Source organism: Jannaschia seosinensis (assembly GCF_001408515.1).
GTDB classification, from domain to species: Bacteria; Pseudomonadota; Alphaproteobacteria; order Rhodobacterales; family Rhodobacteraceae; genus Jannaschia; species Jannaschia seosinensis.
Map to the genome: position 1 here is coordinate 1 of NZ_CYPR01000043.1, position 14,478 is coordinate 14,478.

The following is a 14,478-nucleotide window of genomic DNA, read 5'->3' on the forward strand; positions in this document are numbered from 1 at the left end:
TCAGAGCCAAGAGCTCGTTTTGGAGATTTGGCCCCGCTCCGCAGATCACCATATCGGCCCGCGGCTTCTGGAAGTGCCGCACATCGAGGCCTTAAAGAAGTTCGCACTCGATCACACGTCAAAAGGGTCAAAAGCTACTTGCATCACGGGCGGCAACCAAAGAAGCCGTCTGCCCGGCCCGCGCGACCGGCGCCGCGCTCGTCATGCCCTACGCCAACACAGGTGCGATGAGCGACCACCTCGCCGAGATCGCCCGGCACGTTTCGCCCGGCGCGCACGCCATCCTCGTCGTTGACGGCGCCGGCTGGCACAGCTCTAGGGAGCTCGTCGTGCCGGCGAACATCACCCTACTGACGCTTCCGCCCTACAGCCCCGAGCTGAACCCGGTTGAAAACATCTGGCAATTTCTCCGCCAGAACCACCTCGCGAACCGCGTCTTCGAGAGCTACGACGCCATCGTCGGCGCCTGCTGCGAGGCGTGGAACGCGCTCATCGCAATCCCGGAGCGGGTCGCCTCGATAACCTCCCGAGATTGGGCGAAGGTCAGCGGATGATGCCGTCGGTATAAGCCATCCAAAAGTTTGATCCATCGCTCTCGCGTTGCCGGTGCGGCAGGCCTTAAATTGAGTCGCTTATAATCTGTCAGGAGCGGAGGCAAATATGCGTCGTCGGCTTGGATGTTCCGCAACGGGAACGCTCGGTGCTCGTCGAAATTGAGATTGTGATACCAGCGGAGAAGCGAGTTAGTGCCGAGACGAGATTCGACTCCGGAAGACGCTTTGGCCGGAATGATTGACGGCCGATCCTTTGGGGACCGGCCGTCAATGCTGCTTGGAGCTCCATCACCCGCAATATGTAAACAGCGAGGTGAAACTGCGCTGACGCCGGGCGACCGCCTTACTCGTCCGGCAGCGCGTCGATGATGTCGCCGTCGCGTCCGCCGCCGCGGGTCGTGGCGGGGCCTTCCGATTCGGGGGCGACGGTAATCGGGGCCTGAGGGTCGATCTCGTCCGTCTCAACGCCTTCGGGCAGGACTTGGTTGATGTCGGGGCTCGGCACGCGGTCCGGCTCGGACACCTCCTCCGGCGTGGCCACGTAGAAGATCATGGACACCAGCAGGACAAGCGCGAGAAGCACGCCGGCGGCAATACCGATGAGCGGCCCGTAATGGCGCTTTTCCTGCTTCTCAAGGTCGGTCTGGGGGGCGCTCATGGCGGAACCTCCTAATGATGATTTCGGTTGTGCTTAACATGAAAACGCAAGGCGGGACGGCGATGTTCCGGTCCTAGTCCTGCGACAGCTTGACCAAGGCATGCCGCTTGCGCCCGGCCGAAAGCTTGAGCGGCACGGCCAGCGCGCCGGCGTCGAGAACCTGACCCGGATCCTCCAGCGGCTGGTCGTTCAGGCGTGCGCCACCTTCCGCGATGAGGCGCTTGGCCTCCTTGCCGGATTTGGCGAGGCCGGTGCGGACCAGAAGCTGGACTACGGAAATGCCGCCGACGATCTCCTCGTCGGTGAGCGTCACCGTCGGCAGGTCGGCTCCCGCGCCGCCACGCTCGAACGTCTCGCGGGCGGTGGCCTCGGCGGCTGCGGCGGCGTCGGAACCGTGCAGAAGCGTCGTGACCTCGTTGGCGAGCCGGACCTTCGCATCGTTGATCTCGGCCCCTTGCAGCGCGCCGAGCCGGTCGCATTCCTCCACGGGAAGCTCGGTGTAGAGCTTCAGGAACCGGCCGACATCGGCATCGTTCGTGTTCCGCCAGAACTGCCAGAACTCGTAGGGCGACAGCAGGTCCACGCTGAGCCAGATGGCGCCTTGCTGCGACTTGCCCATCTTGCGGCCGTCCGACGTCGTCAGAAGCGGCGAGGTCAGGCCGAAGACCTGATCGTCGAGGATGCGGCGCGTCAGGTCGATGCCGTTGACGATGTTGCCCCATTGATCCGACCCGCCCATCTGCAGAAGGCAGCCGTGCCGGCGGTGCAGCTCCAGAAAATCGTAGGCCTGCAGGATCATGTAGTTGAATTCGAGGAAGGACAGCGACTGCTCCCGGTCGAGCCGGGACTTCACGCTCTCGAAGGCGAGCATCCGGTTGACGGAGAAGTGCCGGCCCACATCGCGCAGGAATTCGAGGTAATTGAGCCCATCGAGCCATTCGGCGTTGTTGACCAGAATCGCGTCGGAGGCGCCGTCGCCGAAGGTCACGTAGCTGGTGAACACCTCCCGGATCCCGGCGATGTTGGCGTCGATCTGACTGGACGTCAGAAGCGGGCGTTCCTCGGCGCGAAAGGACGGATCGCCCACCTTCGTCGTGCCGCCGCCCATCAGGACGATCGGCTTGCCGCCTGTCTTCTGCAGCCAGCGCAGCATCATGATCTGGATGAGCGATCCGACATGCAGCGACGCGGCCGTGGCGTCGAATCCGATATAGCCCGGAACGTTTCCCGCCATCAGCGCCTCGTCGAGACCCTGATAATCGGTGCAGTCGGCGAGAAAGCCGCGCTCCATCATCACGGTGAGGAAATCCGATTTGGGGTGGTAGGTCATGGCGTGCCGGTCCATTTCTGACGGTGCCCTGCCTTAGCGCGTGGGCGCGGGAAGGGGAAGCCGATGGAGCAGATACGTGCGCTCGGGGCGATGTCGGGCACGTCGATGGACGGTGTGGACGCCGCCGAGATCCTGACGGACGGCGAAACCATCGGCGGCTTCGGCGAGACCGGCTATCTGGAATATTCCGCTGAGGAGCGGGCGGCGATCCGGGCGGCGCTTGGGCGGTGGCCCGGTGAGGATGGCGTGGATCGTGCGGCGCAGGCCGTCGCGGACGTGCATGCGCGCCTGCTGAGCCGGTTCGAAAGTGCGCAGGTGGTGGGATTTCACGGGCAGACGCTGGCCCATGATCCACGCGGGCGCGGCACCCATCAGGCCGGCGACGGCGCCGCGCTGGCGGAGCGTCTGGGCGTTCCGGTCGTGTGGGATTTTCGCACCGCCGATGTGCGGCTCGGCGGGGAGGGGGCGCCCTTGGCTCCGGCCTTTCACCATGCCTGCGCGCGCCATGCCGGCCTGACGGCGCCGGTCGCGTTCCTCAATCTCGGCGGTGTGGGCAATTTGACATGGCTCGACCCGATGCGGCCGATGGAGGCCGAGGGCGCGCTTCTCGCGTTCGATACCGGCCCCGCCAACGCGCCGATCGACGACCTGTGCATGGATTGGCTGGGCACGCCCTTCGACCGGGACGGCGCCTTGGCGCGGGAGGGAACGGCGCAAACGGACCTCGTCGAGACGTTCCTGCGCCATCCGTTCTTTGCGCGGATGCCGCCCAAATCGCTCGACCGGGATGCGTTCCGGCAGGCGGGGGCCCAGATCGACGCCCTGATGCCCAGCCATGCCGCCGCGACCTGGGTCGCCGTGATCGCGGAGACGGTCCGCGTGGCCCTGACGCTGTGCCCCGCGGCGCCGGCGCGCCTGCTGGTCACCGGGGGCGGTCGGCGCAATCCGGCGATTATGGCGGCCTTGGCCGCGCTGCCGGTGGCGGTGGATCCGGTGGAGGAGATCGGCCTCGACGGCGACATGCTCGAGGCGCAGGCCTTCGCCTTTCTCGCGGTGCGCGTGTTGCGCGGGCTGCCGACATCCTTCCCCGGCACCACGGGCGTCGCGGCCGCCGTCGGTGGAGGGCGCGTTTCGCGGCCCGATGGCGTGGTGGACTCGCTGCCGTCGAGTGCTAGACACACCCACACAAGGCGACTGACCAGAAGCCGATAGCAACAACGACCGGAGCCTCCATGGTCTCGCGCACGATCCCCGTCGACCCCTTCGACCTCGTCCTGTTCGGCGCCACCGGCGATCTGGCGCGACGCAAGATCCTCCCCTCGCTCTACCGCCGGTTCCTTGCGGGACAGATGCCGGAGGAGGCGCGCGTCATCGGCGCGGCCCGCTCGGAACTGTCGGATGACGATTTCCGCGATCTGGTGCGTGAGGCGCTCAAGGAATTCGTCTCCGAAAAGGCCTTCGACGCCGACACGGTGGAGACGTTCGTCGAGCGGTGCAGCTATATCGCCGTGGATGCCAAGGATGACGCCTGCTGGCAGCAGCTGAAGTCGATGATTCGCGACGACGTCATCAAGGCATTCTACTTCTCCGTCGCGCCCTCGATCTTCGGCCCGCTGGCGGAGAGGCTGCGCGATCACGGGATCGCCTGCGAGAACAGCAGACTGATCGTCGAGAAGCCCTTCGGCACGGATCTCGAAACGGCGCGCAAGCTCAACGACAAGCTCGCCACCTCCTTCGGGGAGAGCCAGATTTACCGGATCGACCATTTCCTCGGAAAGGAGACGGTGCAGAACCTGATGGCGGTGCGGTTCGCCAACGTCCTGTTCGAGCCGCTGTGGAACGAGCGCTTCATCGACCACGTGCAGATCACTGTGGCCGAAACGGTCGGCGTCGGCGGCCGCGGCAGCTATTACGACACATCCGGCGCGATGCGGGACATGGTGCAGAACCACCTCATGCAGCTTTTGTGCCTGATCGCCATGGAGCCGCCCAACCAGTTCGAGGCCGACCGTCTTCGCGACGAAAAGCTCAAGGTGATCCGCGCGCTCGACCCCATTCCGCCCGAGGACATCGTGCGCGGGCAGTACAAGGCGAGCAAGGAGAATCCCTCCTATGCCGAGGATGCCGAAAACCCCGACAGCCTCACCGAGAGTTTCATCGCGCTGAAGGTCGGCATCTCGAACTGGCGGTGGAAGCACACGCCGTTCTACCTGCGCACCGGCAAGCGGATGGCGCGGCGGATGAGCGAGATCGTCGTGCAGTTCAAGGAGACGCCGCACTCCATCTTCGACCGCGACGGCGCCAGCCGGGCCAACAGCCTTACGATCCGGTTGCAGCCCGACGAGGGGATGGACCTGTCCCTGACCATCAAGGAGCCGGGGCCGGGGGGGATGCGGCTGGTGAACATGCCGCTCGACATGTCCTTTGCCGACGCGCTGGGGCCGCGGGGCGGCGAGATTCCGGATGCGTATGAGCGGCTCATCATGGACGTGATTCGCGGCGACCAGACGCTGTTCATGCGTGGCGACGAGGTCGAGGCAGCGTGGTCCTGGACCGATCCGGTCATCGCCGGGTGGGAGGAGCGGGGCGACAAGCCGCATCCCTATTCCCAAGGCACCAGCGGGCCGGAGGCGGCGCTGATGCTGATGCATCGCGACGGACGCCGCTGGCGGGATCTGGAAACGTAGGCCTGCCCGTGCCCGCCGCGACGGATCGGAAGGATACGCGCGGCCGGGGAACCCAAGGCCGAACTCGCGGGTCTCGCTTCTGGAGCCCCGCCCGCGCGACGGTTGGGGCGGCGCAACAGACGGACACCGCCGCACCGTTTCGGCGGGGCATGGAGGATGAGGGAAAGTTATGAACCTGATCGAATATTCTGACCGCGAGATGCTGGCGATGGGGCTGGCCGACCGGCTGGCGACGGTGCTCAAACTCGCCCTCGACGGTCATGACCGGGTCAGCTTCTGCGTCCCCGGCGGGACATCTCCGGGCGAGACGTTTTCGAACCTGTCGGGCGTCGATCTGGATTGGGATCGCGTGCACGTGTTCCTGAACGACGAGCGGTGGGTTCCCGAAGGCCATGAGCGGTCGAACACGACGCTGCTGAAGGACACGCTGCTGACCGACCGCGCGAGGCGCGCGATCTACGTGCCGATGGCCAACGATGCGGAGACGCCGGAGGCGGGAATTCCCGCGCTCGAGGCGGGGCTGAAGGAACAGCTTCCGATCAGCGTTCTGCTTCTGGGCATGGGCACCGACGGGCACACGGCAAGTCTGTTTCCCGGCGGCGACAACCTTGCCGAAGCCATGGCCGAGGATGCGCCGATCCTGTTGCCAATGCGGACCGAGAGCCAGCTTGAGCCCCGGATCACGCTGACCCGCCGCGTTCTGGCCGATGCGATGGAGACGCATGTCCTCATCATGGGCGAGGAGAAGCGCGAAGTTCTGGAACGGGCGCGACGCGCCGATCCGATGGATATGCCGATTGCGGCATTCCTGCGGGACGCGGACGTGCATTGGGCGCCTTGAGGAGAGAGATATGAATGACGTCTGGACCCGTATCAAGGCCCTGAAGGCACACAAGGGACAGCGCATCGCGGACCTGTTGAACGACGAGGATCGCAATGCGCGGCTGGTGGTGGAGACGGGGCCGTTCCTGTTCGATGCGTCGAAGACCGCGATTGACGGGGCGGCTCTGGACGGGCTGCTGGATCTGGCCGCCGACGTCGCCGCCCGCCGCGATGCCATGTTCGAGGGCGGGCGGATCAACGAGACCGAGGGCCGCGCCGTTCTCCATACGGCATTACGCGCGCGCGGCACGTTGATGCTCGACGGCGAAGACATCATGACGGGCCTGAGCGAGACGCGCGACCGGATGCGCGCCTTTGCCGACGATGTCCGCTCGGGGGCCTTCAAGGGGCAGGGCGGGGCGATCACCGACGTCGTCAACATCGGCATCGGCGGCTCCGACCTCGGTCCCGCCATGGCCACGCGCGCGCTCGGCCCCTATCACGACGGCCCGCGCTGCCACTTCGTATCGAACGTGGACGGGGCGGATTGGGCCGATACCGCCAAGGGCCTGAACCCGGAAACGACGCTGGTGATCGTCGCCTCGAAGACCTTCACCACGATCGAGACGATGACCAACGCGCGCACCGCGTGGGACTGGATGGCGGGAACCGTCGACGATCCCGGCACGCAATTCGCCGCCGTCAGCTCCGCGCAGGAAAAGACCGCCGAATGGGGCATCGACGCGTCCCGCGTATTCGGATTCGAGGATTGGGTCGGCGGGCGCTACTCCATGTGGGGGCCGATAGGCCTGCCGATCATGCTGGCCATCGGGCCGGACGGGTTCGACGAATTTCTCGGCGGCGCGCGGGACATGGACGCGCATTTCTGCGACGCCCCGCTCGAGGGGAACATGCCGGTCCTGCTGGCGCTGGTGGGCATGTGGCATCATCAGGTGCTGGGCTATCCGACGCGCGCCGTCCTGCCTTACGACGATCGCCTCGCGCGGTTGCCGGCCTACCTCCAGCAGCTGGAGATGGAGTCGAACGGCAAGGGCGTGTCGATGGCGGGCGAGCCGCTGGAAGGCCCCGCCGGTCCGGTCGTCTGGGGCGAGCCGGGCACGAACGGGCAGCATGCATTCTATCAGCTCATCCACCAGGGCCGCACGCCGGTTCCGTGCGAGTTCATGGTGGCCGCCGAGGGTCATGAGCCGGAGCTGGATCACCATCACAAGCTGCTCATCGCCAATTGCCTCGCCCAGTCGGAGGCGCTTCTGAAGGGGCGCAGCCATGCCGAGGCGCGTGCGAACATCGCCAATCGTTTCAGCGGCGCGGAGCTGGAGCGTCAGGCGGCGCATCGGGTGTTCGAGGGCAACCGGCCATCGACGACCTTGATTTATCCCAAGCTGACGCCCGCCGCGCTCGGGGGCATGGTGGCCCTCTACGAGCATCGCGTCTTCGTCGAGGGCGCGATTCTCGGGATCAACAGCTTCGACCAATGGGGCGTCGAGTTGGGCAAGGAACTCGCCACCTCGCTTGGCCCGCTGGTGGAGGGGGGCGACGCATTTGCCAAGGACACGTCGACCCGTCGTCTGCTGGAGCGGCTTGCATCGTGGCGGTGACGTCCGGCCGCCGACCTGACGGCGGTTCGGCGTGGCCCGTGTTCAGGCTCTCCTGACACATTCCGGGGCGTCGATGCGCCCGGGGATGCGCGCATGTCGCGACCGCGGGACGTTCATCCCGCGCGGGTCGCGCCGTCGCGTTCGGTGAAGCTTGTCTGCCAAGTCTCTGGTAAGGCACGCTTTGTTTTGTAATCCGGCTCCATCAGCACAAGCACGGCCTCCGACGTGGCGCAGAGGAGGCCGTCGCGCCAGACGGTATATTCCATCGTGAAGGACGTGTTGCGATAGGCCTTGGTCCGCCCGGCGACAACATAAACGTCCTCGAGGTGGAGAGGCCGATGGTAATCGACCGACACCCCCTTGAGCACGAGGCCGGGGCGCGCCGTCTCGGAGGCGTAATCGCCCAGCCCGTAGGCGCGCAGATAGGAAAGGCGAAACGTCTCGAACCACGACAGGTAGCGGGTGTTGTTGACGTGATCGAGCACGTCGATCTCCTGAAACCGGACCCGGTCGGCATAACCGAAGGAGAACGGCTCCGGCACGCCCGCTCCACGCAACGCATCAAGGTCGAGCGGAACGAGAAACGGCAGACCGGAATTCATTGGATATCCTTGTTCTTCAGGTGCTTGCCGATCGTGCTAAGACCGGTTCGCTGCGTGATGATGTCGGTTAAGGGCGGGACGATCCGATTGCCCGCGACGCCGAATGCTGCGCGTGGAAACGTAACAGGGCGGAGAAACATCAGCATCGACCTGTCGAGTTTGCCGGATCGGAGAAGCACTGGAGCGGGTAACGGGAATCGAACCCGTAACTTAAGCTTGGGAAGCTCGCGTGATACCTTTTCACCATACCCGCATCAGTTCGGGCGAGATGCCACAGGCTTGCGGCGATCTCAAGGCCGAACCGGCGGCCGGAGGCGAACCGATCCTGCGGACAGGATTTCCGTCCGGGGCGCGAGGTACTTCTGGACCTTAAACCAATAGTCGATCCGCACGTCGCTGCGTGAGCCATTCGGCGAGAGTTTCCGTGAGGCCAGCCTCTTCGCCCAAAAGTTGAGGAAACGCATCCGCGGCTGAATTTCAGCGACAAGAGGTCAGGAGGCGAAGGAAGCCTGTCCTTGTATCAATCAGCTTCGCTTGAGAAACGGTCGGCAAAGAAGTCCACCATCTCGGGGACCATCGCGTCGCCTCGCCCGGCCTCGACAGCCGTGGACAGCGCCATCAGCGCACAGATCGACATGATCGAGTCCGCCTCAAGTTCATCCGCCATCATCTTGTAATAGCTTACATCCTTGCGGGCATTGGCGACGGAGAAGGCGAGATCGACCTGACCCTCCTTCGCGTAGTTGGCGATGAAATCCATCATCCCCGAATGCAGCGGCCCCGCAGCCATCACCGCATGCAGCTTGTCGCGCGCCACGCCCGCCCGGTCGGCCATGGCGAACGCCTCCGCCATCGCATTGGCGGTCGTCATCGCGAAGAAGTTGTTGATGAGCTTGATCGTGTGCCCGCTGCCCAGCTCGCCGAGGTGAAACACGTTCTCCCCCAGATCGTCCAGAAGCGGACGCACCCGGTCAAACGCCGCGCGGTCGCCTGCCGCCATGATATTCAGCTTCCCCTCGCGTGCGTGGCTGGGCGTGCGGCCGAGCGGCGCGTCGAGATAGGTGCCGCCCGCGGCCTCGACATCCGCGCCTAACGCCTTGGTCGAGCCGGGCAGAGAGGTGCCGAAATCGATGACCACCGCATCGGGGCGCAGGCCTTCGATCACGCCACCATCGCCCCGCATGCGCGCCTCGACGTGATCCGACGTGCCCATGCAGAGCATCACCACGTCACAGGCTTCGGCGACCTCCCTCGCCGAGCCGGCCTCCGTCGCACCCCGCGCGATGGAGGCGTCGAGGCCCGTCCGGTTGCGATTGCCCAGAACCATCAGCGTGTGCCCGCAATCGAGAAGCCGCTGTGCCATGGCGGAGCCCATGAGGCCCAGGCCGATGAAGCCGATCTTCGCGTCGGGCATGATGTGTCCTCTCAGATTGGCGGACGCAGTGCGTCCAGAAGCGGCAAGTTTCGGTCCGGGTCGGGCGGGTGGCCGGTATAGGCTGCGAAGCTCGCCAGCGCCATGAAGCGGAACAGGTCGAACCCGGTCAGGCAGTTCAGGCCCGCGGCGCGTGCGGCTCGCAGGAACGGCGTCTCGACGGGCGTGTAGACCGCATCGAACGCCCAGACCTGGGTACCGAGCCAGCCCGCATTGAAGGCGGAGCGCGTGTCGGGCGCCATGCCGAGCGGGGTGCAGTTGACGACCCCTTCGGCGCTCCGCACGGCCTCGGGGGCCTCCGCCTCCGAAACTGCGCGCGCACCCGTCGCGGCGGCGAGGGACCGGGCGCGGGCGGGATCACGGTCCCAGACGGTGACCGGGCCGGCCCCGAGCGAGAAGAGCGCGGGCACGACCGCACGGGCCACACCGCCCGCGCCCGCCACCGCGACAGAGCCGGGAGACCGGTCCATCACCGCCCGCCACGCCCCGAGAAACCCGGAATAATCGGTATTGTAGCCGGCGACGGGCCGGAAGGTCAGCAGGTTGGCCGCGCCCAGTTCCGCCGCGCGGGCGGTCATGTCACCGTCGGCCCATCGCGCGGCGGCGGGCTTCCACGGATGCGTGACGCTGATCCCGTCCCAGCCATTGGCGCGAAGCGCGTCGATCTCGTCGTTGAAGCGAAACCCGGTCGCCCCGGACGTCTCGATTGGCGTGAAATCCAGCGCGATGTCACGCGCCGCGCACATCGCAGCCATTGCCGCCGGAAACCGCGACTGGCTGATATTGTCGCCGATCAGACCGATGCGCAGCGTCCTCATGCGCGCGCCCCCACCATGCGGCTTCGGGCGAGGCGCCGCAAACTTCCCGGGCGCGTCCATGCCACCGATATTTGGCTCACATCACCGCTCCAATCTGCCAAGGTACGAATTCATGATCGCCGAGCCCCTGCGCCTCGGACTTGCTGACTTCTCCCGACGCGACCCGCAGGAACATGTCGTAGATCTCGCGGCCCTTTTCTTCGACGCTCGCCGCGCCGGTCAGGATGCCGCCCGCGTCGATATCCATGTCCTCGGGCATCCGCGCGAACAACTGAGAATTGGTCGCCACCTTGATCGTCGGCGCGGGCTTGGAGCCGAACGCGGATCCTCGGCCGGTCGTGAAGCAGACCAGGTTGCAGCCTCCTGCAATCTGCCCCGTGACCGAGGCCGGATCGTAGCCCGGCGAATCCATGAACGCGAAGCCGGATTTCGTCACCCGTTCCGCGTATTTATACACGCCCGTCAGCGGGGTCGTTCCGCCCTTGGCCGCCGCGCCGAGGGACTTCTCCAAGATCGTCGTCAGCCCACCCTTCTTGTTGCCGGGCGACGGGTTGTTGTCCATCGAGCCGCGGTTGCGGGCGGTGTAATCCTCCCACCACGCGATCAGGTCGAGCAGCTTCTCGCCCGTGGCGCGATCGACGGCACGACGGGTCAGAAGGTGTTCGGCGCCATAAATTTCCGGCGTCTCGGCCAGCACGCCAGAGCCGCCCTGCGCCACCAGCAGATCCGTTGCATAGCCAAGCGCGGGGTTCGCCGTGATGCCCGACCACGCATCCGAGCCGCCGCATTGCAGCGCAACCCGCAGGTCGGAGGCGGGGCAATGCTTGCGCACCGCCTCGTTGGCGACGGGCAGCATGGCGCGCACCTTCTCGACGCCCATCTCGACCGTTCGGCGCAGGCCCGCGACGTCCTGGATGTTCATCGCCTGAAAAGTCGGCCCCTGCTTCAGCCCCCACGCATCGAGCAGCCAGTCGATCTGGTTCATCTCGCAGCCGAGCCCGACCATCAGTACGGCGGCATGATTGGGATGGCGCGCATAGCCCCACATGACGCGCTGCAACGCCTCGAACCCGTCGCCGTCGCCGGCCATGCCGCAGCCCGTTCCGTGAACGAAGGCGCAGACGCCGTCCACATTCGGATAGGCGGCCAGTTCCTCTGGGCCGAACGCGTCGGCGATGCGCCGCGCCGCGGTGGCCGAACAGTTGACCGAGGTGACGATGGCCACGTAGTTCCGCGTGCCCACCTCGCCATTGGCGCGCCGGAAGCCCATGAACGTGTCACCCGTCGCATTCGTGGCGGGGCGCAGGTCCGTCGCGAAGTCATAGGCATGATCGGTCGCCGCGAAGGCGCAATTTTGGGTATGGACTTGATCTCCGGGCGCGATGTCCTCGGAGGCATAGCCGATGACCTGCCCGTATTTGCGGATCGGCGCCCCCTGCGCCACCGCACGCACGGCGATCTTGTGGCCAGATGGGATCAGCGTGCGCGTGACGGTGCCCGCGACGGCCTGACCCGCCTGCAGGGCGCGGGTGGCGGTGACCACGTCATCGATTTCGTGCAGGCGGATGGTGTCGGACATGGGGGCACGCGCTCTGAGGGCTCCGGAGGCTCGCGGCGACGGATCGGGAAAAGGCCGCGCGCCGCGTAACCTTCCGGCACCTTGGCACATCCGCTGCCCGCTCCGCCAGTCGCGCGGCCGGGACGGCTCTTTGCGCAGGAGGCGAGGGCCTTTTGCAGGGTGAGAACGAACGAAGGTCGGCAGACGGATATCATCCGGAAAATAAGAGTTTGTGAGAGGAGCCTGCATGATCGACATGTCTCGCGGATGGCCGCATTTGTCCTCCGAGACGCTTCGCCTTGGCCTCTCGAGACCGAGCCGCATCTGCAACGCCGGCTCCTGTACGAAGAATTCGCGCCGCGTGCGCGGCTGACGCCATGCTCGCTGCTCGGGTCCTGCGGTTGTTCCGCCCACACGGTGCGCAAAATGCTGCTGCAGCTCTCGAAGGTCAGTCTCGTGGGCCCCAAGATCCAGCGCGCCTTTGGCGCACGTGCCGTCAGCCGTGAGTGCAGCGAGAAGAGTGCGCGGATTCACGTCGTCCCAAGCCGGTCGGTCCATGCGAAACGGCGGCTTGAAATGGAAGGCGGCGCTTTACCGTCTGTTAATTCGCGGCTTGGGATTGTGCCTGCGGCCTGCGGCCTGCGGCCTGCGGCCTGCGACCCACGGCCACCAAGCGCCACGTCTTCCGGGAGGATCTACCTACTACCCGTTGATGTCCTTGAGCTCGAGGTAGAGCGCGGAGTGGTCCAGTCCGGCCCCGTCGAGTTCGGTCATCAGTCGCCGGAAACGCGCCGTCACCGCCTCGACCGCAGGCAGAGTCAGGCCAAGACCCGCGGCCACCTCCGCGACGTTGTCGAGGTCCTTCAACTGCGACTTTACCAGGCCGCCCGGTTCGAAATCGCCTGTGGTCATCCGGGCGCCATGCTCCTGCAGGATGATCGAATCCGCGAACCCTCCCGCAAGGGCCCGCCGCACCGCCGCCGGATCGGCGCCACCCTTTTCCACGAGCAGCATCGCCTCCGCCACCGCGCCGATCGTGCAGCCGACAATCGCCTGATTGGCGAGTTTGGCAAGCTGCCCGGTGCCGACGGGGCCGACATGGACCGGATGGCCCATCGCCTCCAGCACCGGGGCGACGCGTGCGAAATCGGTCTCCGACCCGCCCGCCATGATGGCGAGGGTTCCGGCCTGCGCGGCTTTGGTGCCGCCGGAGACCGGGGCGTCCACGTAACCGACGCCGTCCGCCGCGAATCGCTCGGCATGGGCGCGGGCCTCGGCGGGGCTGATGGATCCCATCTCGACGAAGACCGCACCATCCGCGAAGGCGCCCAGCGCGTCCTGCTGCACCGCGTCCGAAGTGGGACCGTCCGACAGCATGGAGATCACGATGCCGCTGCCGGCGACGGCCTCGGCGGGCGTTTCGGCGAAGGTCGCACCCTCGACCGCGCGCGCCTTGTCGGCCGAGCGGTTCCAGACGATGACGTCGTGGCCCGCCGCGACGAGGTTGCGAGCCATGGGCCCGCCCATCAGGCCCGTGCCGAGAAGCGTAATCTTGATCATCGTCGTCTCCCTGTTTGCGAAGACGATAGAAACACCCTAGCCAGACTGACAACCGGGAGAACGAGATGACCAACCGCCTCGAGGGCAAGCGCGCGCTGATCACGGCGGCCGGGCAGGGGATCGGCCGCGCCACGGCCGAGATGTTCATCGCCGAGGGCGCCGAGGTGCTGGCAACCGACCGCGACACGGGCCTGCTGGAGGGGCTCGACTGCGAGACGATGAGGCTTGACGTGCGCGACGATACCGCCGTGCGCGAGGGCGTCGCGCGTGCGCGGCCCGACATCCTGTTCAACTGCGCGGGCTTCGTGCATCACGGAACGGTTCTGGACGCGACCGACGACGAGTGGGATTTCGCCTTCGAACTTAACGTCGCCTCGATGTTTCGCACCATTCGCGCTGCGCTGCCGGGAATGCTGGAGCGTGGCGGCGGATCGATCATCAACATGTCGTCGGCCGCATCGAGCATCATCGGCGCGCCCGACCGCTTCGTCTACGGCACGACCAAGGCCGCGGTTATCGGGCTGACCAAATCCGTGGCGCGGGACTACATCGCCCGTGGCATCCGCTGCAACGCGATCTGCCCGGGCACGGTCGAGAGCCCGTCATGGCACGACCGCGTCGCGGCCCTCGGCGAGAAGCTGGGCAGCCACGAGGAAGCCCTGCAAGCCTTCGTGTCGCGCCAGCCGATGGGCCGTGTCGCACGGGCCGAGGAGATCGCGGCGCTGGCGACCTATCTGGCCTCCGACGAAAGTGCCTTCACCACCGGCCATGCGCACGTCGTCGACGGCGGCTGGTCGGGCCAGTAATCCGATTACCCATGGGTAATTGACGCAGCATA

The 14,478-nt window shown here is 66.2% G+C and carries 13 protein-coding genes, 1 tRNA gene and 1 pseudogene; 6 read left to right on the forward strand and 9 right to left on the reverse strand.

Features of this window, described 5'->3' with window-relative positions; translation table 11 throughout:
• Positions 1–164: 164 nt before the first annotated feature.
• Positions 165–554, forward strand: a pseudogene (locus JSE7799_RS03510) (transposase); the annotation flags it as partial.
• A 343-nt stretch (positions 555–897) separates the two neighbouring features.
• Here the strand turns inward: JSE7799_RS03510 and JSE7799_RS03515 are convergent.
• Positions 898–1,212 carry a hypothetical protein gene (locus tag JSE7799_RS03515; RefSeq protein ID WP_055662364.1) on the reverse strand — a complete coding sequence of 105 codons (315 nt, stop codon included), beginning with the start codon at positions 1,210–1,212 and terminating at the stop codon, positions 898–900.
• Positions 1,213–1,285: 73 nt separating this feature from the next.
• Positions 1,286–2,542, reverse strand: a complete 1,257-nt coding sequence (tyrS, locus tag JSE7799_RS03520) for a tyrosine--tRNA ligase (protein ID WP_055662365.1) — start codon at positions 2,540–2,542, stop codon at positions 1,286–1,288.
• 63 nt (positions 2,543–2,605) lie between these two features.
• Between tyrS and JSE7799_RS03525 the strand changes: the two genes are divergently transcribed.
• From JSE7799_RS03525 to pgi, 4 genes are all read left to right on the forward strand, one after another.
• Complete coding sequence (locus JSE7799_RS03525) at positions 2,606–3,754, forward strand: anhydro-N-acetylmuramic acid kinase (RefSeq protein WP_055662366.1); 1,149 nt, start codon at positions 2,606–2,608, stop codon at positions 3,752–3,754.
• A 20-nt stretch (positions 3,755–3,774) separates the two neighbouring features.
• A complete protein-coding gene (zwf, locus tag JSE7799_RS03530; RefSeq protein WP_055662367.1) occupies positions 3,775–5,229 on the forward strand; it encodes a glucose-6-phosphate dehydrogenase in 1,455 nt (484 codons plus the stop codon).
• Between the two features lie 169 nt (positions 5,230–5,398).
• Positions 5,399–6,070 carry a 6-phosphogluconolactonase gene (pgl, locus tag JSE7799_RS03535; RefSeq protein ID WP_055662368.1) on the forward strand — a complete coding sequence of 224 codons (672 nt, stop codon included), beginning with the start codon at positions 5,399–5,401 and terminating at the stop codon, positions 6,068–6,070.
• Positions 6,071–6,080: 10 nt separating this feature from the next.
• Positions 6,081–7,670, forward strand: coding sequence for a glucose-6-phosphate isomerase (pgi, locus tag JSE7799_RS03540; RefSeq protein WP_055662369.1), 1,590 nt, complete (start codon positions 6,081–6,083; stop codon positions 7,668–7,670).
• A gap of 113 nt (positions 7,671–7,783) precedes the next feature.
• On the opposite strand, the gene JSE7799_RS03545 is transcribed toward pgi, so the two are convergent.
• From JSE7799_RS03545 to JSE7799_RS03575, 7 genes are all read right to left on the reverse strand, one after another.
• Positions 7,784–8,272 carry an acyl-CoA thioesterase gene (locus JSE7799_RS03545; RefSeq protein WP_055662370.1) on the reverse strand — a complete coding sequence of 163 codons (489 nt, stop codon included), beginning with the start codon at positions 8,270–8,272 and terminating at the stop codon, positions 7,784–7,786.
• Positions 8,269–8,418, reverse strand: coding sequence for a hypothetical protein (locus tag JSE7799_RS20865; RefSeq protein WP_186201831.1), 150 nt, complete (start codon positions 8,416–8,418; stop codon positions 8,269–8,271). Before JSE7799_RS20865 ends, JSE7799_RS03545 begins: the two co-directional genes overlap by 4 nt.
• A gap of 33 nt (positions 8,419–8,451) precedes the next feature.
• Positions 8,452–8,525, reverse strand: a tRNA-Gly gene (locus JSE7799_RS03555).
• A gap of 267 nt (positions 8,526–8,792) precedes the next feature.
• On the reverse strand, positions 8,793–9,686 hold the full coding sequence (locus JSE7799_RS03560) for an NAD(P)-dependent oxidoreductase (RefSeq protein ID WP_055662372.1): 894 nt from the start codon (positions 9,684–9,686) through the stop codon (positions 8,793–8,795).
• Positions 9,687–9,697: 11 nt separating this feature from the next.
• Positions 9,698–10,522: a shikimate dehydrogenase family protein gene (locus JSE7799_RS03565; protein WP_186201832.1), complete on the reverse strand. Its 825-nt coding sequence runs from the start codon at positions 10,520–10,522 to the stop codon at positions 9,698–9,700.
• 76 nt (positions 10,523–10,598) lie between these two features.
• Entirely contained in the window at positions 10,599–12,101 is a 1,503-nt protein-coding gene (locus JSE7799_RS03570) for a UxaA family hydrolase (protein WP_055662374.1), read from the reverse strand.
• Between the two features lie 681 nt (positions 12,102–12,782).
• A complete protein-coding gene (locus tag JSE7799_RS03575) occupies positions 12,783–13,640 on the reverse strand; it encodes an NAD(P)-dependent oxidoreductase (RefSeq protein ID WP_055662375.1) in 858 nt (285 codons plus the stop codon).
• Between the two features lie 65 nt (positions 13,641–13,705).
• On the opposite strand from JSE7799_RS03575, the gene JSE7799_RS03580 reads away from it, so the two are divergent.
• Positions 13,706–14,446: an SDR family oxidoreductase gene (locus JSE7799_RS03580; protein ID WP_055662376.1), complete on the forward strand. Its 741-nt coding sequence runs from the start codon at positions 13,706–13,708 to the stop codon at positions 14,444–14,446.
• Positions 14,447–14,478 lie beyond the last annotated feature (32 nt).